This is a genomic window from Candidimonas sp. SYP-B2681, from assembly GCF_003971065.1.
Taxonomy (GTDB): domain Bacteria; phylum Pseudomonadota; class Gammaproteobacteria; order Burkholderiales; family Burkholderiaceae_B; genus Pollutimonas.
Window position 1 is genome coordinate 102,410 of record NZ_RYDV01000004.1, and the last position, 24,938, is coordinate 127,347.

23 protein-coding genes are annotated in these 24,938 nt (G+C 56.0%); 9 read left to right on the plus strand and 14 right to left on the minus strand.

Annotated elements, in window-relative coordinates; genetic code table 11:
* Positions 1-14: 14 nt before the first annotated feature.
* Positions 15-2,219: a hypothetical protein gene (locus tag EKL30_RS09930; protein ID WP_126707075.1), complete on the plus strand. Its 2,205-nt coding sequence runs from the start codon at positions 15-17 to the stop codon at positions 2,217-2,219.
* Between the two features lie 25 nt (positions 2,220-2,244).
* Complete coding sequence (locus EKL30_RS09935) at positions 2,245-2,994, plus strand: YdcF family protein (protein WP_126707076.1); 750 nt, start codon at positions 2,245-2,247, stop codon at positions 2,992-2,994.
* Between the two features lie 73 nt (positions 2,995-3,067).
* Here EKL30_RS09935 and EKL30_RS09940 read toward each other — a convergent pair whose 3' ends face one another.
* The 6 genes from EKL30_RS09940 to EKL30_RS09965 all read right to left on the minus strand — a co-directional run bounded on the left by EKL30_RS09940 (position 3,068) and on the right by EKL30_RS09965 (position 7,552).
* Positions 3,068-3,367: an addiction module antidote protein gene (locus EKL30_RS09940; RefSeq protein WP_126707077.1), complete on the minus strand. Its 300-nt coding sequence runs from the start codon at positions 3,365-3,367 to the stop codon at positions 3,068-3,070.
* A 9-nt stretch (positions 3,368-3,376) separates the two neighbouring features.
* The gene (locus tag EKL30_RS09945) at positions 3,377-3,667 is read right to left on the minus strand and encodes a type II toxin-antitoxin system RelE/ParE family toxin (RefSeq protein WP_126707078.1); all 291 of its coding nucleotides are present in this window, start codon (positions 3,665-3,667) and stop codon (positions 3,377-3,379) included.
* Positions 3,668-3,774: 107 nt separating this feature from the next.
* Positions 3,775-4,302, minus strand: a complete 528-nt coding sequence (locus tag EKL30_RS09950) for a M48 family metallopeptidase (protein ID WP_126707079.1) — start codon at positions 4,300-4,302, stop codon at positions 3,775-3,777.
* Between the two features lie 95 nt (positions 4,303-4,397).
* Complete coding sequence (locus EKL30_RS09955; protein ID WP_126707080.1) at positions 4,398-5,360, minus strand: nitronate monooxygenase family protein; 963 nt, start codon at positions 5,358-5,360, stop codon at positions 4,398-4,400.
* 29 nt (positions 5,361-5,389) lie between these two features.
* Positions 5,390-6,346, minus strand: coding sequence for a tripartite tricarboxylate transporter substrate binding protein (locus tag EKL30_RS09960; protein WP_126707081.1), 957 nt, complete (start codon positions 6,344-6,346; stop codon positions 5,390-5,392).
* 63 nt (positions 6,347-6,409) lie between these two features.
* Positions 6,410-7,552, minus strand: coding sequence for an acyl-CoA dehydrogenase family protein (locus EKL30_RS09965; RefSeq protein WP_126707082.1), 1,143 nt, complete (start codon positions 7,550-7,552; stop codon positions 6,410-6,412).
* Between the two features lie 208 nt (positions 7,553-7,760).
* Between EKL30_RS09965 and EKL30_RS09970 the strand changes: the two genes are divergently transcribed.
* The 3 genes from EKL30_RS09970 (at position 7,761) to EKL30_RS09980 (ending at position 11,203) form a co-directional block, all read left to right on the plus strand.
* Positions 7,761-8,642 (plus strand): SDR family oxidoreductase, encoded by an 882-nt coding sequence (locus tag EKL30_RS09970; protein ID WP_126707312.1) that lies wholly within the window; start codon positions 7,761-7,763, stop codon positions 8,640-8,642.
* 37 nt (positions 8,643-8,679) lie between these two features.
* Positions 8,680-10,248 carry a long-chain fatty acid--CoA ligase gene (locus EKL30_RS09975; protein WP_126707083.1) on the plus strand — a complete coding sequence of 523 codons (1,569 nt, stop codon included), beginning with the start codon at positions 8,680-8,682 and terminating at the stop codon, positions 10,246-10,248.
* 61 nt (positions 10,249-10,309) lie between these two features.
* The gene (locus tag EKL30_RS09980; protein ID WP_126707084.1) at positions 10,310-11,203 is read left to right on the plus strand and encodes a LysR family transcriptional regulator; all 894 of its coding nucleotides are present in this window, start codon (positions 10,310-10,312) and stop codon (positions 11,201-11,203) included.
* On the opposite strand, the gene EKL30_RS09985 is transcribed toward EKL30_RS09980, so the two are convergent.
* From EKL30_RS09985 to EKL30_RS10005, 5 genes are all read right to left on the minus strand, one after another.
* Positions 11,190-12,158 (minus strand): tripartite tricarboxylate transporter substrate binding protein, encoded by a 969-nt coding sequence (locus tag EKL30_RS09985; protein ID WP_126707085.1) that lies wholly within the window; start codon positions 12,156-12,158, stop codon positions 11,190-11,192. The two genes, EKL30_RS09980 and EKL30_RS09985, sit on opposite strands and share 14 nt — an antisense overlap.
* Positions 12,159-12,184: 26 nt before the next feature.
* The gene (locus EKL30_RS09990; protein WP_126707086.1) at positions 12,185-13,000 is read right to left on the minus strand and encodes an enoyl-CoA hydratase; all 816 of its coding nucleotides are present in this window, start codon (positions 12,998-13,000) and stop codon (positions 12,185-12,187) included.
* Positions 13,000-13,710, minus strand: a complete 711-nt coding sequence (locus EKL30_RS09995; protein ID WP_126707087.1) for a FadR/GntR family transcriptional regulator — start codon at positions 13,708-13,710, stop codon at positions 13,000-13,002. Before EKL30_RS09995 ends, EKL30_RS09990 begins: the two co-directional genes overlap by 1 nt.
* A 36-nt stretch (positions 13,711-13,746) precedes the next feature.
* Positions 13,747-14,919: a CaiB/BaiF CoA-transferase family protein gene (locus EKL30_RS10000; RefSeq protein ID WP_199748532.1), complete on the minus strand. Its 1,173-nt coding sequence runs from the start codon at positions 14,917-14,919 to the stop codon at positions 13,747-13,749.
* A gap of 126 nt (positions 14,920-15,045) precedes the next feature.
* Positions 15,046-15,969, minus strand: coding sequence for a LysR substrate-binding domain-containing protein (locus tag EKL30_RS10005; RefSeq protein ID WP_126707089.1), 924 nt, complete (start codon positions 15,967-15,969; stop codon positions 15,046-15,048).
* Between the two features lie 113 nt (positions 15,970-16,082).
* On the opposite strand from EKL30_RS10005, the gene EKL30_RS10010 reads away from it, so the two are divergent.
* The 4 genes from EKL30_RS10010 to EKL30_RS10025 all read left to right on the plus strand — a co-directional run bounded on the left by EKL30_RS10010 (position 16,083) and on the right by EKL30_RS10025 (position 20,497).
* Positions 16,083-16,898, plus strand: coding sequence for a citryl-CoA lyase (locus tag EKL30_RS10010; RefSeq protein WP_126707090.1), 816 nt, complete (start codon positions 16,083-16,085; stop codon positions 16,896-16,898).
* Positions 16,895-18,046: a CaiB/BaiF CoA-transferase family protein gene (locus tag EKL30_RS10015; RefSeq protein WP_126707091.1), complete on the plus strand. Its 1,152-nt coding sequence runs from the start codon at positions 16,895-16,897 to the stop codon at positions 18,044-18,046. The genes EKL30_RS10010 and EKL30_RS10015 overlap by 4 nt, the downstream gene beginning before the upstream one ends.
* Before the next feature lie 31 nt (positions 18,047-18,077).
* The gene (locus tag EKL30_RS10020) at positions 18,078-19,049 is read left to right on the plus strand and encodes a tripartite tricarboxylate transporter substrate binding protein (protein WP_126707092.1); all 972 of its coding nucleotides are present in this window, start codon (positions 18,078-18,080) and stop codon (positions 19,047-19,049) included.
* A gap of 104 nt (positions 19,050-19,153) precedes the next feature.
* Complete coding sequence (locus EKL30_RS10025; RefSeq protein WP_126707093.1) at positions 19,154-20,497, plus strand: O-antigen ligase; 1,344 nt, start codon at positions 19,154-19,156, stop codon at positions 20,495-20,497.
* On the opposite strand, the gene galE is transcribed toward EKL30_RS10025, so the two are convergent.
* The 3 genes from galE to EKL30_RS10040 form a co-directional block, all read right to left on the minus strand.
* Positions 20,452-21,456: a UDP-glucose 4-epimerase GalE gene (gene galE, locus EKL30_RS10030; protein ID WP_126707094.1), complete on the minus strand. Its 1,005-nt coding sequence runs from the start codon at positions 21,454-21,456 to the stop codon at positions 20,452-20,454. The two genes, EKL30_RS10025 and galE, sit on opposite strands and share 46 nt — an antisense overlap.
* Positions 21,457-21,649: 193 nt before the next feature.
* On the minus strand, positions 21,650-23,149 hold the full coding sequence (locus tag EKL30_RS10035; protein WP_126707095.1) for a M81 family metallopeptidase: 1,500 nt from the start codon (positions 23,147-23,149) through the stop codon (positions 21,650-21,652).
* An 83-nt stretch (positions 23,150-23,232) separates the two neighbouring features.
* A complete protein-coding gene (locus EKL30_RS10040; protein ID WP_126707096.1) occupies positions 23,233-24,918 on the minus strand; it encodes an ABC transporter ATP-binding protein in 1,686 nt (561 codons plus the stop codon).
* Positions 24,919-24,938 lie beyond the last annotated feature (20 nt).

Sequence of the window (24,938 nt, forward strand, 5' to 3'; positions counted from 1 at the left end):
CTTCGGAGCTTCCCATGGTTGCTGGTCTAAGAACGCGATTGCCTATTAGTGCGCGCTGGTCGATATCGGGTGCAGTCATCATCGCTCTACTCGTCTTCATCGTCGGGGCGTTGTGGCTGCAAGGTAAGCCGGATGGACCCGCGCTGCAAGGGGGCTGCGACCCGAAGATGTCACCATTCCTGCAGCAGGAGGCCGGCGATTACCGCATCAGCTTTTGCGCACAGGGCGATGGCGACCAGCTGGAAATAAGCACTGACTATTTTTCCGTAGAAGACAGGCTTGTATTCTCGTATGCGGGCTACCCCAACATGCCGGGGATGTTTGTTTTTTTGGAAGCACAGGACGGCTCGCGCTTCGATCTGGAGCTGACCAAGGCGGGGGAAAATTGGCGCCGGTTCAGCGCCGAAGTTCCTGAAGGTTTCCGAAATGTGCCCGTTCGCCTTGTGGTGCAGGATACGTCGCCGGAAGCCTTTTCCTGGGTAGGCATTGGGCATTCCGCTAGCAGTTTCGTCAACATAAGCGGTCTATTCTTGCTGATTGCCACCGTAATCGGTGTACATATCGCCTTCCTGACGTGGCTTAGCATGGCACAGCGAATGCGTTCCCCGGACGTGGCCTCACTCGTTTTTATCATCGGCCTGGGACTGTTGGGCTACCTGGCATTTTGGGCCTACTACCTGCATCGCTGGGCGGGTGTGGGCGTATCCGCGCTCGCCTTGCTGGCCAGTATGCAAGTCATTTTCTTGGCAGTGCGCCGTAACGAATGGGAAGCCATAAAAATATCGAACAAGGCCTTGATGCCTGCTACGGCGTATGCGCTTTTTATCTTGCTGGTGGGCTACTTTCCTTTTCATGATTTGGGCAGTAACTTCACCATCGCCGCCAATCGCTGGATGCATCTGGCGATCGATAATTGGATACCGCGGATATTTGCCGAACAGGTCTGGGCCGGCACTGTTCAGGCGCCAATGGTTGGGGATTGGTTTTCAAGCGATCGGCCGCCGCTGCAGTCGGGCATCTACTTGCTGTTTTATCCCTTGGCACAAAGCGGCTTGCTGTACCAGGTGGTTTCATCGATGCTGCAAGCCTTAGTATTCCTGCCGATTTGTGTGCTGCTTAAAAGGTTCGATGCCCGCTTGGCCCCGATTGCATTGCTGGCCCTGGGCCTGACTAGCTTGATATCGGTTCACGTGCTGTATGTGTGGCCCAAATTAATTTCGGCCAGCTACCAGTTGATTCTGTTTTTGCTTGCGCTGACGGCCTTGGGGCGAAACCTTTCCAGGGCGAGCCTGATCGTCATGATGGGCTCCGCCATGGCGCTGGCAATGCTAAGCCACGGAGGCGCCATATTCGGCCTGCTTGCCATTGTCATCGCCTACCTTGTCAAAGACAGATCGGCGGCGATCATTCCGGTCATCAAAGCAGGCATCGCGTCGCTGATACTGTATAGCCCCTGGATGCTTTACCAGCGATTTATCGACCCGCCGGGCGACAGACTGCTTAAGTGGCATTTGGCCGGCATGATCGAACCCAATACGCTGTCATTTTCTAACGCCTTGGTCAGCGCATACCAAGGCATCAATTTTGAAACCTGGATTGCCGGACGCCTGGAAAACCTGAACGTCATCGCCAACGGGACCATGGGGTTCTTACGCGATTTCTTTAGCGCCTTCGTTGACCCTTTGCGCGCTTTGCAAATCCGGGATGATCCCATGCTGGTTGGCCGAAGCTTCTTCGAAACCTTTTATTCCTTCTGGTGGTTTTCTCCAGTGCTGGTGCTGGGCCTTTGGTTTTTGCTTAGGGGGCACCGCCGCACGGTACCGGCAGACTTGATATGGTTTGCCGACACCGCGATATTATCTGCACTGGTGTGCGCGCTACTGCTTTTCATGCCGGGAACCGCGTCTATCCACCAAGGCAGTTTTTATACCTGGATTGCCTTCTTTGTAAGCTCCGCCGCGCTGTTGTGGTTGGCGTCAAGGCTGGCCTTCAAAATTATTCTGGCACTGAATGCGGCTATTTTCTTTCACTTCTATGTTTTCGACAAATTCTGGCTTGAGCCCGCAGAATTCGGTTTGACCTATCTGGCGATGTCGATTGCCGCCTTTATTTTCTTTGCCAAAGCGTGTTTTGCCTTGCAGGAATTCGATGCCGTTGACGAGCGGCGTTCCAGTCCAGAGGCGCAGCCCGCCCCGCCTTTGCTCGCCAACCCGGCTTGATCGCACGTAGCTTAAAATTGCGACCATGACCAGCACCCTGAATAGCATTATTTCGCAGCTTATTTTGTTGCCCACCAGCCTTATATTGCTGATGATCATCGGCTGCCTGCTGATGGCCAGCCGGTTTCGGCGCGCGGGCTTAACGTTAGTGCTGCTTGGCATCGTGGCCTTGAGCGTGCTGAGCATGCCGATCACTGCACACAAGATGATACGCACGCTGGAACACCAAGACCCCGTCGATCCTCACGAGCTTGGCAAGGTAAAGGCCATTGTGGTGCTGGGCGGTGCGATCCGCCACGAGCAGCCCGAATATGCCAGCGATGTCTCGAGCAGCACCACGCTGGAACGCCTGCGGTATGCGGCGTTCTTGCAGAACACGTACGACCTGCCCATCCTGGTTACGGGGGGCACCCCCAGCAGCGGAGAACCCGAAGGCTATGTGATGCAACGCGACCTGGAAACCGTATTCCGGGTGCCCGTGCGATGGACGGAAACGGAATCGAACAACACCGCTGAGAATGCCCGGCTTTCCAGGGAGGTTCTTCAGAAAGAAGGTGTCGATACGATTGCGCTGGTCACCCACGCCTGGCATATGCCCAGGGCCAAAAAAGCGTTCGAAAACTCAGGGTTCACGGTGGTGGCCGCCCCCACTATCTTCCACATGAAGCCGGTGAAAGGCATTATGAACTTCATTCCGCAGGCGTCGTATCTGCATTTAGCCAATATAGCGCTGCATGAATGGGTGGGCATGGTTTGGTATGGGATTCACGACTAGCCGAAGGGCTTGACCGCATCGGGCTATTTCCCCCCCCCCCAACTCCAAGGCCTTGGTCTTAGTTCCGTCAAGCCTAGTTGGGCGCCACCTCAGCGTGCAACTTGATGCCAAGGGCGGACACCACCTTTAAAATGGTAGCGAAACTTGGATTTCCTTCGCCGGATAGTGCCTTGTAAAGGCTCTCGCGCCCCAATCCGGTTTCACGCGCTAATTGAGTCATGCCCTTGGCGCGGGCAATATTGCCCAGTGCCCTAGCGATGAACGCGGCATCATCTCCGCCCTCTTCCAGGCAAGCTTCTAGATAAAGCGCCATGTCCTCGTCAGTCTTGAGGTGTTCGGCGCTATCCCATTTCCGCAGCTTGATGGTTCCCATAGTGGCCTCCTAAAGTTGCCGCGCAATTTCGAGCGCAGTTTTGATGTCTTTGAACTGAGTAGATTTATCGCCTCCCGCAAGCAGAATCACGATTTCCATGCCGCGTTGGGTGAAATACACCCTATAGCCGGGCCCACAGTGAATTCTCATCTCTGAAACGCCCTCACCCACCGGTTCGCAATCGCCAAAGTTGCCATCTTCAGCACGGTCGATACGAGCCTGGATGCGCCGCTTGGCCTGCCTATCCTTTAGACCGGTGAACCAAATGTCGAACACCTCAGTGGTGAGGATGGTTTTCATGAGGCAATTGTATAGTTTGGGATACGCCTTATCAAGGCATTCTGAATGGCACCTTGTGCGAAGCACAGCTTCCAGTCCTTCTGCAAAGGCGGAACAGTGATGCGACTCTAAGCGCCCGGCTCTTGCTTGCCCGCATCCCACAACCCTTCAGCCCCCGGCTGGTCCAAATGGGTAAGATACAGCCGCAGATCGAACTCGTACTGGTGATAGTTCGGCTCCATGCGCTCGCATAAGCTGTAGAACGACTTGTTGTGTTCTTTTTCTTTCAGGTGCGCAAGTTCGTGCACGGTGATCATCTTCAGGAATTCTTCAGGCGCCGCGCGAAATATCGTAGCAATGCGGATCTCGTGCTTGGTTTTCAGGTTTTTGCCTTGAACGCGCGAGATCGTGGTGTGGGTACCCAACGCATGGGCGATGACTTGCAGCTTGCTGTCGAAGGCCACTTTGCTGATCGGCGCGCCGTTTCGAATGTAAACATTTTTCAGGTCCACGACGTAGTCGTACAGGGCCTTGTCGGTGCGGACAAGATGGCCCTTGGGGTAGCGACTGTGCAAGACATCGGCCAACTGTCCGCGTTCGACCAGTAGCCGGGCCTTGTCTTGCAGGCCTTGTGAATAAGCCTTCAGGTATTTCATGCTGCGATTATAAAGCGCGGCATGGGCACGCCAGTTGAGCGATTGGCCAGCCGCAATCTAAGCAGCACCCAGTCCGCCACTCTTTACCCCGCGCCTTACGCCAGTGCCAAGCGATCTCGTGCCGCCATGTACTCTCGCTGTAGGCGGGCAACCAGCTCGGCCACCGGAACCACCCCTTTGACCGCGCCTATGCCCTGGCCAGAACCCCAAATGTCTTTCCATGCCTTGGCTTTAGACGACCCAGCGCTGAAGTTCATTTTCGAGGGATCGGCCTCTGGCATGTTTTCGGGATCGAGGCCGGCCGTCAGTATGCTGCCTTTAAGATAGTTGCCATGGACCCCAGTGAAGAAGTTTGTATAAACAATTTCCGAGGCATCGCCCTCGACGATCATTTGTTTATAAGCAGGCGTGGCGTTGGCTTCTTCAGTTGCAATAAACGTCGTACCGATATAGGCCAGGTCTGCACCGGCAGCCAGGGCAGCCAATATGGCGTTGCCATTGCTGATAGCGCCCGACAACAGCAGCGGCCCATCGAACCATTCGCGTATTTCGTGGATCAAGGCAAAGGGTGAAATCCTGCCGGCGTGGCCGCCTGCACCTGCGGCCACCGCGATAAGACCGTCAGCACCCTTCTCTATCGCCTTGCGGGCAAACTTATTGTTAATGACGTCGTGCAGCACGATGCCACCGTAGGAATGCACCGCCTGGTTGACTTCTTCGCGCGCCCCCAGCGAGGTAATGACGATTTTTACTTTGTGCTTGACGCACAGCGCCATGTCGTCATCAAGGCGCACATTCGATTTATGAACGATTTGATTCAGCGCGAACGGGGCGGAGGGCTTATCAGGATTTTTGACATCGTATTCGGCCAATTCCGTCGTGATTCTATCGAGCCATTCGTCTAGAACGTGCTGCGGTCTGGCGTTCAATGCCGGAAACGACCCCACTATGCCGGCCTTGCACTGTGCAATGACCAGATCGGGATTCGAAACAATAAACATGGGCGAACCGACGACCGGTATCGACAAGCGGTTCTGCAAGATAGCGGGAAGGGACATTTTTGCTCCAGAGTAAAGGCGGCGGTGTTCTACTTTTTCATGCCGATGCTGTTCACCAACGACTCGTACGCGCCGACCTGCTCTTTGATCATCGCAGCAAAAACATCAGGTTTGGACGGCGTAACGGCAAAGCCGAGTTGCTCTATTTGCGATCGAACGTCAGGCTTGGCCAGCGACGCGTTGATGACTTGATTAAGGCGGTCCACGACGTCTTTAGGCATCCCCTTAGGACCGACAATTCCGGCCCAGATAATGACGGGTAATTCGCCCATGCCGATTTCCTTTAGCACGGGCACATCAGGCGCGAGTGGACTGCGGGTGGGCAAAAGCGTGACAAGCGTACGCAATCTGCCATCCTTGGCGTAAGGCAGCCCTGCCCCGGTACCTATCATAGCGTCTACGCGGCCGCTAACCAGGTCGGTCGTGGCAGGCGGTTCGCCTTTGTACGGCACGTGCAACAAGTCGATGCCGAACATGGATTTCAATTGCGCAAACGCCAATACTCCCGTTGCATTACCCGTTCCATAACTAAGGGTGTCCGGGTTCGCCTTGGCATATTCAATAAATTCCTTGAACGTCTTGGCTGGCACTTTAGGATGGGTGAATAGGAAAAATGCGTAGCGGCCGATATCCGCAATCGCGGTGAAATCGGTGGCGGGATCGTAAGGCGGCGTATTGCGCATTGCCGGAAGCGCTGAGAGGTTGCCCGACGTAACAAAACCGATGCGGTAGCCGTCGGGAGCGGCCTTCATGACGTCCATCGCCGCGATCTGGCCTTCTGCGCCAGGCTTGTTTTCGACGATGACAGGTTGACCGATGCCGTCTGAGAGATTCTTGGCGATGATGCGAGCCATCGAATCCGAGGTGCCGCCGGGAGGAAATGAAACAACCATGGAAATCGGCTTGGTGGGGTACTGCGCGTGCGCCAGTGCGGCACATGCCGCCAGCCCAAGTCCAGTCAATAGCTTGATAAATGTTCGCTGCATTTTTTTGTCTCCGTTAAAAAATAATTCTGTCCTGCGTTTGTTGACTGGCATAGACCCGCGCGGCTAAAGCCCCATCATGGTCGCGATGGTATTGCGCTGCATTTGCGAGCTTCCGGCCCCTATTGTGGTGCTGCGGGCGTCACGAAAATGACGTTGCATCTCGGTTTCCAGGCTGTAGCCATAGGCGCCAAGGATTTGCATGCCTTGGTTTGCGACCTTAATGTAGGTTTCCGAACCAAACAGCTTTGCCATCGATACTTCGCGCGATGCATCTAAGCCGCGGCTTAAACGCCCCGCCGCCCGATAAGCCAAAAGGCGAGCGGCATCTACTTCGGTCTGCATATCGGCCAACATATGGGCGATGGCCTGAAATTCGCCTAATTTTTTGCCGAACTGTTTGCGTTCGCTGGCGTATGTGAAAGCGATATCGACCACTTTTTGGGCGGCCCCGGCGTACCCGGAGCTAGTCAGTGCCCGCTCTGCCTGGAGCCCAGCCAGTAGGTATTCCCAACCGCGATTGACTTCACCCAGTATGGCGGTTTCCGGAACCCGAACATCGGTGATGAAAATTTCGTATGAGCCTGCGGCGCGCCGGCCCAGCATTTCAAGTTTGCGGCACTCTATTCCCGGCGTGTCGTTCGGAACCAAGAATACCGACATGCCCTTCTTCGCCGATGTATTGGCGTCGGTTCTTGCATAGATTTGCAGCATGCTCTTGCGGGCCCCTGCAGCCGTAACCCACAATTTCTGTCCATTCAAGACCCACTTATTGCCGGCTTTAACCGCCCTGGTCTTGATGGCACCGACATCCGAGCCCGCCTCCGGCTCGCTGATGCACACCGACATGCGTATCTCGCCGTTAACCAGCTGGGGAAGCAGGGCCGCTTTTTGTTCGGAGCGACCGCATTTGAGCAAGGTCATTCCGGTGAAAAGCGACACCATGAAAGCGGTAGACACGTCGTAACTGAAATAGGCGAGTGCCTCGGATATCAGTGCAAGGTCTTCAATGCTGCCGCCCGTTCCACCGTACTGCGTAGGAATACCGCAGCCGGTAAGCCCCAATTGCACCCAGGCATCGTAAGCCTCGTAGGGGTAGGTGCCTTCCTGATCGATCTTTCTGAGGTAGTCCGGCGTAAGGATGGAAGCCATGGCCCGACGAAGACTCTCGCGAACCTGAAGCTGCTCTTCGCTCAGCTCGAAATACATCAGCAGTTTCTCCTAGGCGTTTAGTTGTTGATTTATGCCTGTCATAGTAGGTCCAGCGCTATAACCCTTCAAGACCTTATAGGTCTTAAGGCATGCCGATTAAACATTGGACCGACGGACGCAATGCTATGCATACTCGGCTCCAAGACGACGAGGCACGTGTGCCGTGGCTTATACCTTGGGCTTATACGTATTAGTAAAGGGCGATATGTTTGTTTCGGGACTATTAAGCGGGCACCGAATCCTCGTAACGGGTGGAGGCACAGGCCTCGGTAAAGAAATAGCCAGCCATTTACTTTCACTTGGCGCAGATATTTATATTTGCGGAAGGCGCGAAACGGTATTGGTGGAATCGGCAGACGAACTTATTAACGCGCATGGCGGCAGCGTAAAAACCGTGGTCCTGGATTTGCGTGATCCAGCGGCCGTTGAAGCCGCCATCGACCGGGTTTGGCAAGACGGACCGCTGACCGGCCTTGTCAATAATGCCGCGGGAAACTTCATAAGCCGGACCGAGGACCTGTCATCACGAGGCTTCGACGCCATCGCGGATACTGTTTTCCATGGCACTTTCTACATCACACATGCGGTGGGGAAGCGTTGGATTGCTGAACGCTTGAAAGGCTCCATTCTTTCGATCGTGACAACGTGGGTGCGAACCGGCGCGCCTTTCGTCGTGCCCTCGGCCATGTCGAAGGCTGGCATCGATGCGATGACCAAGTCGCTTGCCACCGAATGGGGGCGATACGGCATTAGGCTGAACGCGATCGCGCCAGGCATCTTCCCCACTGAGGGCGCCACGGCACGTCTTCGACCGGGTAGCGATCCGCATTCACTGGAAACCAATAGCAACCCGATGCGGCGGCTGGGAAGAATGCCAGAACTTACAAATCTTGCGGCCTTCCTGATGGCAGACGGATGCGAATGGCTAACTGGTGAGACGATCGCCATTGACGGAGCCTACCACCTGGCCCAAGGCGCGTACTTCACCCACTATATGGATTGGACCGACGAGCAGTGGCAAGAGGCACGTGATCGTATCAAAGCGCAGACCGAACAAGACAAACTGTTGCGCACCACTAAGCCCTAAACCTTCGACTCATCAACATTTCACTATCCGTTGGCTCATGCACGTTAATCCTCAATTGCCCATCAATCCAAACATTGCCCTATGGCTGGAACGCCGCGCATCAATCCAAGCCGACCAGGAAGCCATTGTGTATTGGCACGCTGGCGATACCTGCGAACGATGGACTTACCGGCAATTGCACGAGGCGACATTACGCATGTCGGCCTGGATGCTGCAGGCCGGCATAGCGCCGGGCGACAGAGTGGCCTTTCTGGACTATAACGACTCGCGCTTCGTTATCGTCATGTTTGCGGCAGCACGTATCGGCGCTATCTTCGTGCCATTGAACTTTCGGCTTAGCGCTACCGAGATAGCCAACACAATGCAGGATTGTGGGGCGCGCGTGTTGATCTATGGCGCCGAATTCGAATCCATGAAAATCGACGCAGCTTCCCACTGCGACTGCACGCAATTCGTTCGTTCCAGCCGGGATGGCCGCGACGAGTTTCATGCCATCATTGCGAACGATGCGGTCGAAATTCCTTCTATGAAGGAGTGCGAATGGAACGATACGGCCTGGCTACTGTATACGTCCGGCAGCACCGGTCAGCCTAAAGGCGTCATGCTAAGCCATGGCAATGTCTTCTGGAATGCGTTAAATATTATCTTGATCCAGGGTGGCTTCGACCATGATCGCGTGTTGATCTCTGCACCGCTCTTCCATGCCGCACCTATCGCTACATTCATGGAATGCTTTCTTCGAGGTGCCAGGATTCATCTTGAACGATCCTTCGATGCCGAGCGCATGTTGCACCGGCTTGCCAAAGAGAAAATTGCCCTCGTTGCCGGCGTTCCTGCCATGTACAAGTTGATGGCAGCGCATGACGCCTTCGATAGCACCGCACTGCCAGAACTGCGCGCCATTATTGTGGGTGGGGCACCGGTGCCAGAAGCACTGATTGAACAGTATCAACGCAGGGGAATTGCCGTAATACAACGCTACGGCCTGACTGAGGCCTCGCCTTTGGTGACCGCGTTGTCGCCCAGTGCGCCGGCAGAAAAACGAATGACAGCTGGCCTGCCCCCACTGTTTAGCCAAATACGCATCACGAACTCCAATGGCGGAGAAGCCATGCCGGATGAAATTGGCGAGATCGAGTCCAACGGACCCAACATCATGCAGGGCTACTGGAAACGGAGCGCCGAAACAAGTGAAGTCATACACGATGGATGGCTGCGCAGCGGCGATTTAGGAAAAATTGATGCTGACGGATATTTGACCGTCGCTGGACGCCGCAAAGACATGATAATCAGTGGCGGAGAAAACATTTATGCCACCGAAGTGGAAGCAAGGCTAATTGAAAATCCAGCCATACTCGAAACCGCTGTCATTGGTATACCCGATGCAAAGTGGGGCGAAGCGGTATGCGCTATCGTTAGCCGTAAGCCCGGCTATGCCTTAGACCGTGCAGGCGTTCTCGCCCATCTACAGGGTCGGCTCGCACGCTATAAGCAGCCAGCTCATGTCATATTTATTGATAGCCTGCCAAAGAACGGTGCTGGCAAAATCGACAAGCTTCGCCTGAAGCGTGAACACGGCGTCGGTGGCGTAAAACCGCTCAGCTAGCCGCTCGCCGGCTGTCTGAAACGCAGCGGGAATGGACGGTTGACTGTGCTAGCATCATTTAATGGAACTACGTCAGTTACGTTACTTTCTTGCCGTGGCGCAGGAACTGCACTTCGGCCGGGCGGCCGAGCGTGCTCATATTGCACAGTCGCCTTTATCACGCCAGATCAAGCAGCTTGAAGATGATCTCGGGGTAGTGTTATTTGATCGCACCAAGCACCGCGTCGAGTTATCAAGTGCCGGCCGCGCCCTGATTCCCGAAGCGAAAGCCATACTGGCCGCCACAGAGCAAGCCCGCCGTTCAGTGGTCAATGCGGAAGCCGGAATTGTGGGCCGCCTGACCATCGGCTTTACCAATTCGGTCATCTATACGGCATTGCCGAAGATACTGGTCGCGTACCGCAACCAATTCCCCAATGTAGAGTTGACCTTGCGAGATAGCCTTCTGACGCCGATGCAAATCAGTGCGCTGATGGACAAGCAGCTCGACCTAGGTTTCCTACGGCCGCCCATTATGGGGTCCGACCTTGATCTACTTACCGTAGCGCGAGAACGCTTGGTTGTAGCGCTGCCAAGCGGTCACCGATTAACGGCACGGTCTCGCATCAAGTTAGAAGACCTTGCCGAAGATCAGTTCATTGTCTTCGCACGTACACTGGGCTCGGCTTTACCGACAATGATCCTGCGGGTCTGCCACGACGCTGGCTTTCATCCGCGCATCGTACAAGAAGCCGGCGACATTTCTACAATGATTATGCTGGTATCGGCCGGCATGGGCGTATCGCTAGTTCCATCATCGTGGCGCAACATGCGCCTGAAAGGGGTCGTATTTCGCCAGATTGCAGGGGGCGGACCAATGCTGGAATTGGCCCTTGCCTGGAATCGTACGACTGAATCGGCCGCACGCGACCAATTCATTAACGTCGCAAAAGAAGTGCTGATCAGTTCAGATTGATCTTCAATTGCTTGACGATGGTGTCCCAGGTTTTAAGCTGGCCATCGATGAACAGTTTCAGCTCTTCAGGCGTACTGCTTTGCGGCAACGCGCCTTCGCGCTTGAAGCTGGTTTGCAGCTTTTCAGCGGCCATGACCTTGACGACCGCTTTGTTCAAGGTGTCGATGACCGGTTGTGGCGTGCCGGCGGGCGCGAGCAAGGCGTTCCAGGTATTGATTTCATAGCCTGGGAAGTTCTTGTCTTCGGCCATGGTGGCCACGTTGGGCAGTTCGGTCGAGCGTTCTTTGGTGGTAACGGCCAAGGCATCCAACTTGCCGGCCTTTACTTGCGGCAAGGCGGCGGGCAGTGTGGCAAAGGTGAACTGCGCGTCGCCCGCCATGACGGCGGTGTTGGCCAATGCGCCGCCGCGGTACGGTACGTGCACCACGTCAAGCTTGGCCTGCTCGGCGAACATGGCCCCCGCAATATGCACGGGTGAACCGTTGCCACTGGACGAATAGTTGAAGTCGCCCGACTTGGCCTTGGTTGCGGCGACCAAATCACCCACCGACTTGAAGCCCAGCTTAGGATCGGACACCAGCACCAGCGGGATGGAGGCCAGCATGGATATCGGCGCAAATCCCTTGACCGGATCGTAGTTCAATTTGTTGTACAAGGCAGGGTTCATGCCATGGCTGGACACCGTGGCGATGAAAACGGTATAGCCATCGGGCTTGGCGGTTTGCACGTTGGCCGCGGCAATGCTGCCGGCTGCGCCTGGCTTGTTTTCGATGACGACCGATACGCCCAATTCTTTGGATAACTGCTCGCCCAAGGCGCGCGCCAAGATGTCGGTTGTCCCCCCTGCGGCGTAACCGACCACAATGCGTATCGGTTGTTCCGGAAAGGCGGCCAGTGCGGGCGACGCCATGGTGGCCAGCGCGATTGCCGTTAACAAGTATTTCCCTGCTTTCATATGATGACTCCTTTAGTATGAGGAATTTAACGGCCCTTGAATTGGGGCTGCCTTTTTTCTGCGAACGCTAGCTTGCCTTCTTTGTAATCGTCGCTTTCGAAGCACTGCAGCACGAGGGCCTTCATTTCTTCACGATCGATAGTGGAAAAACGGTCCGACAGGCTGCGTATCATCTTCTTGCCGGCGGCCACGGTCAGGGGGGCATTGGCGTTAATCTTGTTCAGGTAGGTGTCCAGCAGGGCGTCAAGCCCGGCTCGGGTCGTGACCTCGTTGATAAGGCCTTTCTCTTTGGCTTCCTGCGCGTTGTATTTGGAAGCGGTAATAAAAATGTCCAGCGCATTGGCCATGCCGGTCGCACGCACTAGATTCTGAATCGCCGTAAACCGGTAGCCTAGGCCCAGGCGGGCGGCGGGAATGGCAAAAATCGATGCATCGCTCGCTAGCCGGATGTCGCAACATAGCGCGATGTTCATTCCGCCGCCGATGCAGTAGCCATCGATGCGCGCAATCAAGGGCTTGCTGAAATCCTGGATAGCCAACTGCGCCCTTTCGGCGACGACTTCGTACTCTTCAACCGCCGACACACCGGTACGCAACTTGTCGAACTGCGAGATGTTGGCGCCGCTTACAAAGGCCTTGTCGCCCGCGCCGGTCAGCACGACCGATCGTATATTGATGTCGTCTTCAAAGGCCTGCAGTGCTTTGGGAAGCCCCGCCCACATGTCGAAGGAAACGGCATTGTGTTTGGCCGGGTCGTTAAATGTGATCCAGCCCGTGTGGCCTTCGCGCTCGACCACCAGGTTGTCGGTAATCTCGCCTTGGAATAAGCGTTCTTTTGTCATTACTTGTCGTCCTTTTTCAGGTATCCGTGTCCGGCCATGCCGTTGCTTAAATGATTACGCATCGCCTGGCGGGCCAGGGCGGCGTCTTGGTTTTTGATCGCGTCAAAAATCAGGTGGTGCTCTTCTTCGATATGGCCCACGCGTTTGGTGCCTTGAGTGCTGAACCTCATGGTTCGCACTGCGTTGTGAATGACGTAACTCAAGTGTTCCATTAGCCTGAAGAAGTAAGGGTTGTTGGAACACTCGCTGACGGCCAGGTGAAACAAGACCGCGGCTTCAGCGCCGCGCTCCCAGTCGCCGCCTGCCTGGTCGGTCTTTAATAAAGCGGCTTCCAGCGCAGCAAGCTGGTCGGCCGTCCGGTTCTCGGCAGCCAGGGCCGCGGCACCAGATTCGATTTCAATGCGCAATTGATAAATTTGTTTGAGTTGTCCGCTATCCAACAAGTCTTCGGAAATCACTTCAAACTTTCTGGCATTCACATTACTGGAGACAAAGGTACCGACCCCGCGCCGCGTCTCTACCAAGCCGTTCAGTTTCAGGCGGGCAATGGCTTCGCGCACCACGTTGCGGCTAACCTGAAACGACGCCGACAATTCGTGCTCGGTGGGCAACTTCTGCCCTTCTTTAAATTCGGCAGAAAGAATCTTCAGCCGAATTTGTTGGGCAATGGCGTCGGGCAGGTTGTCGGGTCTATCAAAAGCGGTAAACATGGCGGGCTCGCAAGGTAAGGTACTAAACAGCCTGTCTTATATCACCCCTTCTTCCTTCAGCGCCGCAAGTTCTGCGTCGGATAGGCCCAACGAGGCGTACACGCCTTGGTTGTGCTCGCCCTGTTCCGGAGCAGGGCTAATGTCGCCCACGACCGATCGGCTAAGCTTCACTGCCTGACCCACCACATGCACATCACCCAGCTTGGGATGCTTCAAGGGCGCGGCCATTTGCAGATGCTTGACCTGCTCGTTTTCGAAGGTCTGGTCCATGGACAAAATCGGGCCGCAAGGCACGCCCTTTTCATTCATCAGATCGATCCAGTCCTCGGTTGGCTTCAATTGCGTTTTTGCGGCGATGGCGGCATTCAAGGATTTACGGTTGACGGCCCGCAGCGGCACCGTCGTGTAGCGTTCGTCGGCGATCAGTTCCTCGGCGCCTATCACCTTGCACAAGCGTGCAAAAATATCATTGCCCATGGCGGCGATATTCATGTGGCCGTTCAGGGTCGGGAACACGCCGGTCGGGCTACTTGTTGGGTGATCATTACCGCTTTGGCCCGCGACTTCCTTATTCATCAGCCAACGCATAGCCTGGAAATCCATCATCCAGATCTGCGATTGCAACAGCGACGTTTGTACCCATTGCCCTTCGCCCGATTGCTCGCGTTCCAGCAAGGCAATAAAAATGCCGATGGCGCAAAACAGGCCAGCCGTCAGGTCGGCAACCGGAATGCCGGCTCGCATCGGACCGTGGCCGGGTTCGCCCGTCACCGACATCAAGCCGCCGATGCCCTGTGCGATCTGATCTAGCCCCGGGCGCGTGGCATAAGGCCCGTCTTGCCCAAAGCCCGACACGCTGGCGTAAACGATGCGCGGGTTCACCTTTTTGAGCGACTCGTAATCGATACCCAGCTTGAACTTAACGTTCGGGCGGTAATTTTCCACCACCACATCGGCTTTCTTCACCAGCTCCAGAAACAAGGCCTTGCCCTTGGGGTGCTTCAGGTTCAGGGTGATGCTTTTCTTATTTCGGTGTGTGTTCTGGTAATCGGCAAACTGGGCTGAACCGCCGGGCTTGTCGTCGGCCAGGTCACTGGGCTCTTCGATCTTGATAACGTTGGCGCCCCAATCGGCAAACTGCCGTACAGCCGCCGGGCCGGAACGAACGCGGGTCAAATCCAGTACGGTAAATCGTTCCAAGGGCTTCACGAAGCGTCTCCTTATTGCTCATGCCATGATGTAGGTTGTTGGACATCTTACATAGTTGTGAGGAGAGCGTCAATCCCAAAGCGACTCATAGGCGAAGTTCATCAAACTTGCAATGGTGGGGGGCGCTTAGGTCGTTGGAGGCGGCGATTCGCCCTTCGTTTTCTCGAGCAATATGCTGTTCGTGACGCTGCGCAGAACCGATGCGAAAGCAACTTCAATAGGCAGGCGCTCTTTGTGTTGCGCCCATACCAAGCCAGGCGTGCGCACCGGTCTTGGGCTTTCAATGGGAACCATCTGGAATTCAGAGTTTAGCGGTAAAGCATATCGTGAAAGGATTGTTGCAGCGCCCGTCTCGACGACGAGATTCAGCAACGAGGCTATCGTTCCAGACTCGATTATTACGTTGGGCTGCGCCCCGGCCGATTCAAACGCTTCTTGCAGCAAATGCCGTGTGGCAAAACGAGTTGTCGGCAATATAAGGTCGCGTCGGTGCAACTCGATCATCCGGACGCGCTTTCGACCGGCAAGTGCGTGATCTTTCCTTACGATAAGTACGAGCTCTTCGTTGCATAAGGGCTCGAATAGCAGGCCGTTACTTTCTTTAGGCCTATAGGCGATCGCCATGTCTAAAGCGCCTTCTCGTATTTTTTCGGCGATCTCTTCCGAAGTGAATTCCTCTACCGTTATCTTGATCGCCGCATGCTGCTCGATGTAGCGGGCCACCGCATGGGGCACGACGGTTATGTTGAAGGTGGGGGTCGTCGCAATGCGGATATGTCCGGTCAAATCTGTGGTCGATGCTTTAAGCAACGCGATTCCGCTGTCGATGGTCCCGAGCGCTTCCAATGCCTTAGGAAGCAATAGCTCGCCGGCCGACGTCATCCGTAAGCGTCGTTCCGAGCGCTCGAAAAGGGGCTTACCCAGTTCATTCTCGAGCTGCTTGATTTGATGTGACAGCGTCGGTTGCGTGACGTGCACTTGTTTAGCCGCTTCAGTGAAGTTCAACCTTTCCGCCAGAGCGACGAAATACCTAAGGTGCCGTAGTTCCATGTGCTTTCTCCAGTCTATAGATGCCGCCAATAGAATCTATGGAAATTATTTATTTGACCAATAGTTTAGCTTTTCCTAGCATGACCTTTACTATTCAAGGAGAAGTCTCAATCATGCTAATAGGCAAGCAGGTCGCGCTTAGCGCCATTTCAACTTCGGACGCCCATTCCATAACAATACGCGGCAAAGACTTGTGTTCCGAATTGATCGGAAAGATGAACTTCGCCGACTTTTACTATTTCCTGCTCACTGGACAACAGGCGACCCCGCTTCAAAGTCTATTCATCAATGCAACGCTGGTGACGATTGCGGAACACGGCTTGACCCCGACAGCGCAAGCGGCACGCATGACTTACGATGCCGACCCCGGGGCGCTTCAGGCGGCGGTAGCCGCTGGCATATTGGGTGCAGGCTCTGTCGTTATGGGGACGTCCGAAGTATGTGGCCGGATGCTGCACGATATCGTCGAGACTGCGGCCCAGACATCGGCATCAATACTCGACGTTACACGCGCTAAGCTGAAGGAAAGGAAAGAAAACAAACTGACCGTCCCGGGTTATGGCCATCCACTGCATTCGTCGGGCGACCCTCGCACGCGTCGCCTGCTTGAAATGGCCACCGAGCATAACGTTCAAGGCAAGCACGTAGAGGCCTTACTGGCCATCGAACAATTGCTGCCGGAAATATATGGGCGAACACTGCCCATTAATGTGTCGGGCACCATACCCGCCGTATTGCTCGACACGGGGTTTCCCGTCGGCGCATTAAAAGGAATCCCGATCCTGGCCCGAACAGCCGGCCTACTGGGGCATTTGTATGAAGAATCAACACGACCGATTGGGTTTTTAATGTACCACCATGCTGAGCAGGCTATAACGTATGACGGCCCGAAGTCCTGTGTTCCTGTTCAGGCGGGGGTGCCGGCATGAGTGGGGTCTTGTCGGGCGTACGCGTCGTGGAATTGGGAACCTTCATTACTGGCCCTGCCGCCGGTGTGCTGTTGGCCGACTTGGGCGCCGATGTCATTAAAGTAGAAAAGACAGGAACAGGCGATCCGTTTCGAACCTCTCCGGATGGTTCGCTCTTCGATGCGAATTTCCAAGCGTTCAACCGCAACAAGCGCAGCATTGCACTGAACACATCGCTGGACGATGATCTGGGAGTTTTCGACGAACTCATCCGCTCGGCGGACGTATTTATACAGAACTTCCGTCCAGGCGCGGCAGAACGCATGAACGTAGGCGAGGATCGGTTGCGGGCAGTGAATCCTCAGTTAATTTATTGTTCTATCACTGGTTTCGGGTCCGATGGGCCGGGAGCGAGCCGACCTTGCTACGACACGGTGGCACAAGCCGCCAGCGGCTATCTGGATCTGACGTTGAACCCAGAAAACCCACGTGTATTGGGCCCCGCCGTAGCGGATTCCATTACCGGCCTCTACGCCGCCTATGGCATTCTGGGAGCACTTTTTGAGCGCAATAAAACCGGACACGGCAAAGCGGTGGAAGTATCCATGGTCGGTTCGATGATGCACTTCAATATTGATTCCTTCACGCATTATTTCGCCAATAGCGAGAAAATGCAGCCGTATAGCCGCCCCGCGGCATCTCAAGCGCACGTTCTGACCTGCAAAGACGGCCTGCGGGTTGCCTTGCACATGTCTAGCCCGCCCAAGTTTTGGGATAACCTGATCCAGGCCTTGGAATTACCGCAAATCAACGACGACCCTCGCTTCAAAACCCGAGAGCAGCGCATATTGCATCACACCGAGTTAATCCAGACCTTACGCGAAGTTTTTGTGCAGAGAAGTCTTGATGAATGGTGTCGACGGCTTTCGGCATGTGATGTTCCCCACGCTCCCGTTTATGACGCCCCATCTGCATTAGCCGACCCTCAGGCGCAACACCTTCAAGTACAGATCACTGCAGACCACCCGATTCATGGCGCTTTCACGACGATCCGCAACCCAGTCGCCTACGATCGAGCATTCACCCAAACTCTACGCTCACCACCACGGCTAGATGAGCATCGGGAAGAGATTCTGGCCACCTTGGCCCAAAGCCGACCTACAAACTAAACACCGATATTGAAACGGTGTGGGAGACAAAATGAAGAAACTGTTTTTTTCCGTAGCCAGCTGTGCTTTGCTGGCGATGTATGCCCTGACGGCGCGGGCGGACAGCTACCCGGATCGCGCGATTCAACTCGTGGTGCCTGCCGGTGCTGGTACGACCACCGATTTGATCGCGCGCCAGTTTGGTAGCGAACTGTCCAAAGTACTGGATCAGACAATCGTCGTTCAGAACAAGCCTGGTGCTAGCGGAAACATTGCGCATGCTTACGTCGCGCAGGCAGGTGCAGACGGGTATACATTAGTTTTGGGGAATACCGGTCCACTGGCTATCAACCCTGCTCTTTATACCGACCTGCCCTTTGATCCAATTAAAAACTTCACTCCTATCGTTATGCTGGGCTACACGCCGACTCTTCTTGTGGTTAAGGCGGAGTCACCGTGGAACTCGGTAAAAGACCTCATCGCCTCTGCAAAACAATCACCCAATAAACTCAGTTTTTCATCGGCCGGAAACGGAACAACCGGCCATCTGGCGAGCGAGCTCCTGAAATCCATGAGCAAGACTCAGATGCTACACGTGCCATATAAGCAGGGAACCCAGGCGGTGACGGCTGTTATCGGGGGCGACGTGGATTTCATGTTTTATCATCCAGCAGTGGTTATGCCATTAATCAAAGCGGGCAAGTTAAAAGCCCTCGGAGTCAGCAGTGCAGCGCGAACAGCCACTGATCCGAGCATTGTGCCGCTGGATGCTGCAGGGTTTCCCGGGTTCGACCTGACAGGGTGGTTTACGGTTAACGCTCCCAGCGGCCTTCCCGCCAATGTCTTGAGCAGACTCGTCGACGCAAGCGAGAAGGTCGTAGCAAGCCCCGACTTTCTGGCCCGCCTTACAACGGTAGGCATCGAACCGCTGAAAATGGACCATGTCGAATTAACGCGCTATATGACGACAGAACTTGAAAAATGGAACCAGGTCGTTAAGCTTTCCGGCGCCAAAGTGGACTAATACCGGATAGCCATCTTGCCGCTATCGCATATAGAATCGCTGTAACACAGGAACTAACTGGGCGAGCCACGCGTTAAGGTGTCTATTGCATAGCGGAAACCGGCATGAAAGCAACTACGAACGATGACGTGTGGCAGCTGGCCAGCTCCGTGGGCGTCTTTTTGTTCTTTGCGTTGATGCTGTCGGCGCCGTCGGGCTATTCGTACGGCGCTTCGCTGTTATTGCTAAGCAGCGTGGCGTTCATAGCGATCAGTGCAGTGGCAACGCTGAAAAGCCGCAAGCTGCGCAAAAACGGCGTGTTGCTGGATGGCAGTATGAAGCCGGGGCGCCTCGCGCCGCTAAGCATCGAAGACAAGATCATTGTCTACGCCCTGCTAAGTGTTTTCCTGGCGGCCGTGCTGGTGTTTTTCGTTCATGGAAACAGCCTAAGTACGCTGGACCAGAGCAGCCGCTGCGTGCTGGCGATAGTAATGCTGTTCTTTTTGCTTAAGATTCCGCCGCGTCTGGCGTTTATGTGGGCGGGGCTAGTCGCGGGCACCCTGTCTGCCGCGGGGGTAGCGGCATGGCAAATCTACGTACTGGCCATACCCCGCGCGACGGGCTTTGTCACCAGCGCCGTGCCCTTTGGCAACGAAGCCCTGACGATGGGCATGCTGTGCGCGGCCGGCATGTTCTGGGCAGGTACACAGGGTGCCTATGCTCGACATTGGCGCCTTGCCTTATTCGTCGGCGTTCTGGCTGGAGTTTACTGTTCACAGGCGTCTGGCACCCGTGGCGGCTGGGTGGCTTTGCTGCCCGTATTCGCGTTGTTCTGCACGGCTTTTTTTACCCGCAGCAATATGCCCAAGGCTGGCGCCGCACTAGCAGTGGTCGCGGTGGCCGCACTCGCCCTTTATCACGCACAACCCAACAACAGCATAGAAATCCGCTACCAGGAAGCGGTCAGTGAAATCGACAACTACCTGTTACGGCGCGATGTGGCAACGTCGATTGGAGGACGCCTTGAAGCGTGGCGCGGCGCCGGCCTTAGCGTGCCGGAAAGGCCCTTGCTGGGCTGGGGTTACGTCGAATACCGCCACGAACTCGAGCGTCTGGTGTCGCGCAAAGAGCTTGATCCTTTTGTGCTGACCCTGGTCAATACCCACAATAACTACATCGAGGTTCTGGTGTTCCAGGGGCTAATAGGCCTGGCGGCGTTGCTGGCGTTGTACGCCGCCACATTCTGCCTGTTTTGCAAGCGATTGCGGGCGCCCGACAAAACGGTACGCGTCTTGGCGCTATGCGGTGCCTCGCTGGTGGTGTCGTTTTTTGTGTTTGGCCTGACCCATGTGATTTTAGGGCGCAACAATGGCATTACGTTCTTTTTGGTCACCCTGGTAATCGTGTGGGCCAGCATGCGCCATCAGGAGCGGGTTTCCCAGCGCCAGGCGTCGTCACACATTTCTTGAATCCCTTTTTGTGCGCGCCAATCCAGCTTTTGCGAAGCCAGCTGGGTATCAGCCCAACACGCGGCAATATCACCGGGACGGCGTGCCACCAGATCGTAAGGAATCGTCTTGCCACTGGCCTGTTCAAAGGCGCGGATCATGTCCAACACGGAATAACCCACGCCCGTGCCAAGGTTGACCGTTAACAGGTCCTGCTCTGACTGAAGACAGGACTGCAGCGCTTTTACATGGCCCAGCGCCAGGTCCATGACATGGATATAGTCGCGCACCCCCGTGCCGTCGGCCGTGTTGTAGTCGCTGCCAAACACCTGGACCTTGGGTCGGCGACCTGTGGCCACCTGGGCCACATAGGGCATAAGATTATTGGGTACGCCCTGCGGGGCCTCGCCGATCAATCCGCTTGTGTGCGCCCCCACCGGGTTGAAGTAACGCAAGCGGGCAATGCGCCATCCGGCTTCGCTGCGGTACAGGTTTTCCAGAATGTCTTCGACCACCAGCTTGGTATGGCCATACGGGTTGGTGGCCGACCGGGGGTGGTCTTCCGTAAGCGGTAACTTTTGTGGGTCGCCATAGACCGTGGCCGATGACGAAAACACGAACGACTTCAGCCCTGCGCGCTGCATGGCGCTAAGCAATTGCACGCTGCCATGGACATTGTTGTCGTAGTAGGCCAAGGGCTTTTCCGTCGATTCTCCCACGGCTTTCAAGCCCGCAAAATGAAGAACCGCGGCTATCTTGTAGGCATCGAAAAGCATGTCAAGCGTTGCTCGGTCGCGCACGTCGCCCTGGGTGAATTCGGGCTTGACGCCCGTGATCTGGGCAATCGCATCGAGCACTGCCGGTGTGCTGTTGCTTAGATTATCAAGGATCACCACCCGGTAGCCTGCCTGCTGCAGGGCAACGGTGGTGTGGCTGCCGATATAACCGGTGCCACCGGTAACAAGGATTGTGGGCTGCATAAGGCGAAAAACTCCCAGGGCGAAGAGTTGTTATAGCGTGCATCTTAGAGCACTAAGCGCTTGCAGCAGAGCCACGATCCTTTCATATGGGGAACGAAGCCGCTCTGGCTGCAGGCGCTCTATTCAGCAATAACAGGACCCATGGGCGCTCGTTCACCCGTGCCGCGCCAATCCGCCCCAGGCATCTGAAGTATTACGCCACCTGAAATGCTTCCCCGCAAGGATCCAGCCTTATTCCAACCGGCAAATTCTTCCACGGCAGCTCCTTCAGGATCATCGGCATAGAGCCGGGTGCCGCGCCGACGATGATTTCTTCAGCGATCGGGGTGAAGTCGGCACGAAAATGAACTGCGCTTTTGACGACGAGGATGGCTTGTTCGGTTGGCTCGACACCGACGAACCGGAACATGGACTGATCCGCCATCTGTACTTTTTGCGACGCCAACACCACGCGAACACCTTCGATCAGCAGGCAGGCCGACAAACCCATATCGAGGTTGAAGCCATGATAATAAGGCCCGGTGGCCGGTGTTTTTCCGTCTGACAGTCGTTCGATAAGGAAGTCGCCTTCGAAGGGTTGGTCGTCAGCAAGGCCGGCGTTGCCGCCAATCGCGATGCGAATGCGCTGGCCTTCTCCGGCGGCGTGGATTTTCGCGGCCGCAGCCGGATCGATGATCAAGCCGATGGCGGCGCGTTCTGCCTTATTGCGCAATAAGGCGCGCAGCATGCCCGTGGTGTCGGAATTACTGCCCGCGCCCGGATTGTCTTGGGCATCGGCAATGACGATGGGCTTGGAACTGCTCAGCGATTTTTCCATGGCGTACTTCACGGCTTCATCCGCGCTGTAGAGCTTGCCGGCGAACAATGCTTCCGCCGCGTTCACGGCCGCCTCCAGCTGATCGGCAGCCGCATCCGCGCTGAGCTGGTCGTCAGCATACGCCCAGATGACGGGAGAACATTCTTTGAAGTCGGCGGCCGGAAAGCCCGTCGTGAAAGACACGTGGGTGACGTCTTTTTCAAGCGCTTCCAGTTGCTGATACAGTCCTTTGGACGGTTCGATGTCGGTGCACTGCCAGCAAATAGGAATCAGGAAAGGCAAACGGCGTATTGCCACCTTAGGCCGCAGGCCCGTCGCCAGGCGCCGCTGCAGTTGCTGGTATGCCCGCGCGCCGGTTTCCGCCATATCCACATGAGGGTAGGTGCGATAGGCCACCAGAATGTCGGCTTCGCGCAGCATTTGCGAGGTCACGTTGGCATGCAGGTCAAGGCTGGCCACGATAGGCACATCGGGCCCGACCACAGCGCGCACCCGGCGCAGTAGTTCACCTTCGCCATCGTCAAACGTTTGCGCCACCATGGCACCATGCAAGTCCAGATACACCGCATCAACGGGTAAGGCGGCGCTGATGCCATCGACGATCATCGCGACAATACGTTCGTAAGTGTCGGCAGCAACGTGGGCCGACGGGCTGGCTGCGCACCAGGTAGTGGGAATGACCGTGTCGCCTGAATCCTGTGCGCACTTCACAAAACCGGCAGCGGGAATATTCGCGCCAGCGATCGCGGGCCAAATATCGTCGCGCGACACCAGGCCGGGCCAGCCGCCTCCCGCCAGGAAGGCGTCCCAATCGGCAAGATCAGGCGCAAACGTGTTGGTTTCGTGTTGAAAACCGCCATAAACGATACGTAGCATAGGTATTTCTGCCTTTCATGAGTTGGTGTTGGCACCGCCTGCGGTGCTCGCTTCAAATAGTGGGTAGCTCCGGCCACACCTGCTTAGGCCGGCACCGGCCGAAAATTCTGGAAATCCCAACCGCGGCCGGGCGCGGCATTGATCAGAGCCTTGGTGTAGTGTTGCTGGGGTTGGCTTAGCACTTGACGGGCGCTGCCCGATTCAACCACTTTGCCCTGCTGCATCACCACAATGGTGTCGCAAATTTGCGCGGCAACCCTAAGGTCGTGGGTAATGAATAACACCCCTACGCCGACGCGTTGGCGCACTTCCTCGAGCAGGTCCAGCACCTGGGCCTGTACGGAAACATCCAGCGCCGACACCGCTTCGTCGGCGACCAGCACATCGGGTTCCATGACCAGGGCGCGGGCGATGCAGATACGCTGGCGCTGGCCTCCGGAAAATTGATGCGGGTAGCGTTCCAGCGTATCGGCCGGTAAACCCACCAGTTCCATCGCCCGCAACGCCTGCTTGATGGCGTCGCCGCGCGCCGTGCCGTAATTAAGCAAGCCTTCGATGATCGACTCGCCCACCCGGCGCCTGGGGTTCAAGCTGCGGTAGGGATCCTGGAAAATGATCTGAATGCGTTTGCGTATGGGCATCAACCGGCGGCGGCCCAGAACGGTGATGTCGTCATCGTGCAAACGGATTTCACCCGAACTGGGGTCGATCAAGCGAACCACGCAGCGCGCCACGGTGGATTTGCCCGAACCCGACTCGCCCACAATGCCTAGGATTTCGCCGCGACGCAGCGTCAGGGTGACGTCGCTCGCAGCCGCCACTTGTTCTGTCTTTTTGAATAGCCGTTTGGTCTTGTCGTAGAACTTGTTCAGGCCACGAACCTTAAGAATGATCTCGCCCACCGGTGCGGAACGCGTGTGCGGAGTCAGGCTAGGCACCGATGAAACCAACATGCGGGTGTAGTCTTGAGCCGGGTCCGCCAGTATCTGATCGCGCGTTCCGGTTTCCACCACGCTACCTTGGTTCATCACCAGAATGCGGTCAGCGATTTCAGCTACCACGCCAAAGTCGTGGGTAATGAAGATAACCGCTGTGCCATGCTTGGTTTGCAGCTCGCGAATCAAGGACAAAATCTGCTTTTGTGTGGTGACGTCGAGCGCCGTGGTAGGCTCATCGGCAATCAGCAGCTTGGGCTTCAGAATCAGGGCCATCGCAATCACAATGCGCTGGCGCTGCCCGCCGGACAACTGATGTGGGTATGAATCGTAAATGCGTTCTATGTCGGGCAAATGCACCGACTGCAGCATTGCCAGCACCTGCTTGCGCCTTTCTGCCGCGCCGATTCTGGTGTGCAGCTTTAGCACCTCTTCTACCTGGGTGCCCACCCGGTGCACCGGGTTAAGCGCGGTCATCGGTTCCTGGAACACCATGGCGATCTTCGACGCGCGCAGTTCGCGCATGCGGCCGGCGCTGACCTTCAAGATATCTTCGCCGTCAATTTCAATTTGCCCCGCCGTAGCGGTTAGGGCGTCTTTCGGCAACAGGCCCATCACGGCCAGGGACGTGACCGATTTACCCGAACCGGATTCGCCCACGATGCAAAGCGTCTCGCCGGCGAAGACCTCCAGGCTCATGCTTTTGACGACCGGGCGGCCCGGGTCGGACTCGGGATTGCCCGAGCGATTACTGACGTTGACGGACAGCTTCCTTATGGTCAATACCGGAGCGTCACGGCGGGTGCTGGCGTGTTCTGGTGCGGACTGAGTCATGGTTGCTTCCTGATATTCGT

Bases quoted from the DNA above. Each gene is read 5' to 3' on its own strand.
- EKL30_RS09930 (WP_126707075.1), top strand. From the start codon at position 15: ATGGTTGCTGGTCTAAGAACGCGATTGCCTATTAGTGCGCGCTGGTCG.
- EKL30_RS09935 (WP_126707076.1), top strand. From the start codon at position 2,245: ATGACCAGCACCCTGAATAGCATTATTTCGCAGCTTATTTTGTTGCCC.
- EKL30_RS09940 (WP_126707077.1), bottom strand. From the start codon at position 3,367: ATGGGAACCATCAAGCTGCGGAAATGGGATAGCGCCGAACACCTCAAG.
- EKL30_RS09945 (WP_126707078.1), bottom strand. From the start codon at position 3,667: ATGAAAACCATCCTCACCACTGAGGTGTTCGACATTTGGTTCACCGGT.
- EKL30_RS09950 (WP_126707079.1), bottom strand. From the start codon at position 4,302: ATGAAATACCTGAAGGCTTATTCACAAGGCCTGCAAGACAAGGCCCGG.
- EKL30_RS09955 (WP_126707080.1), bottom strand. From the start codon at position 5,360: ATGTCCCTTCCCGCTATCTTGCAGAACCGCTTGTCGATACCGGTCGTC.
- EKL30_RS09960 (WP_126707081.1), bottom strand. From the start codon at position 6,346: ATGCAGCGAACATTTATCAAGCTATTGACTGGACTTGGGCTGGCGGCA.
- EKL30_RS09965 (WP_126707082.1), bottom strand. From the start codon at position 7,552: ATGTATTTCGAGCTGAGCGAAGAGCAGCTTCAGGTTCGCGAGAGTCTT.
- EKL30_RS09970 (WP_126707312.1), top strand. From the start codon at position 7,761: ATGTTTGTTTCGGGACTATTAAGCGGGCACCGAATCCTCGTAACGGGT.
- EKL30_RS09975 (WP_126707083.1), top strand. From the start codon at position 8,680: ATGCACGTTAATCCTCAATTGCCCATCAATCCAAACATTGCCCTATGG.
- EKL30_RS09980 (WP_126707084.1), top strand. From the start codon at position 10,310: ATGGAACTACGTCAGTTACGTTACTTTCTTGCCGTGGCGCAGGAACTG.
- EKL30_RS09985 (WP_126707085.1), bottom strand. From the start codon at position 12,158: ATGAAAGCAGGGAAATACTTGTTAACGGCAATCGCGCTGGCCACCATG.
- EKL30_RS09990 (WP_126707086.1), bottom strand. From the start codon at position 13,000: ATGACAAAAGAACGCTTATTCCAAGGCGAGATTACCGACAACCTGGTG.
- EKL30_RS09995 (WP_126707087.1), bottom strand. From the start codon at position 13,710: ATGTTTACCGCTTTTGATAGACCCGACAACCTGCCCGACGCCATTGCC.
- EKL30_RS10005 (WP_126707089.1), bottom strand. From the start codon at position 15,969: ATGGAACTACGGCACCTTAGGTATTTCGTCGCTCTGGCGGAAAGGTTG.
- EKL30_RS10010 (WP_126707090.1), top strand. From the start codon at position 16,083: ATGCTAATAGGCAAGCAGGTCGCGCTTAGCGCCATTTCAACTTCGGAC.
- EKL30_RS10015 (WP_126707091.1), top strand. From the start codon at position 16,895: ATGAGTGGGGTCTTGTCGGGCGTACGCGTCGTGGAATTGGGAACCTTC.
- EKL30_RS10020 (WP_126707092.1), top strand. From the start codon at position 18,078: ATGAAGAAACTGTTTTTTTCCGTAGCCAGCTGTGCTTTGCTGGCGATG.
- EKL30_RS10025 (WP_126707093.1), top strand. From the start codon at position 19,154: ATGAAAGCAACTACGAACGATGACGTGTGGCAGCTGGCCAGCTCCGTG.
- galE (WP_126707094.1), bottom strand. From the start codon at position 21,456: ATGCAGCCCACAATCCTTGTTACCGGTGGCACCGGTTATATCGGCAGC.
- EKL30_RS10035 (WP_126707095.1), bottom strand. From the start codon at position 23,149: ATGCTACGTATCGTTTATGGCGGTTTTCAACACGAAACCAACACGTTT.
- EKL30_RS10040 (WP_126707096.1), bottom strand. From the start codon at position 24,918: ATGACTCAGTCCGCACCAGAACACGCCAGCACCCGCCGTGACGCTCCG.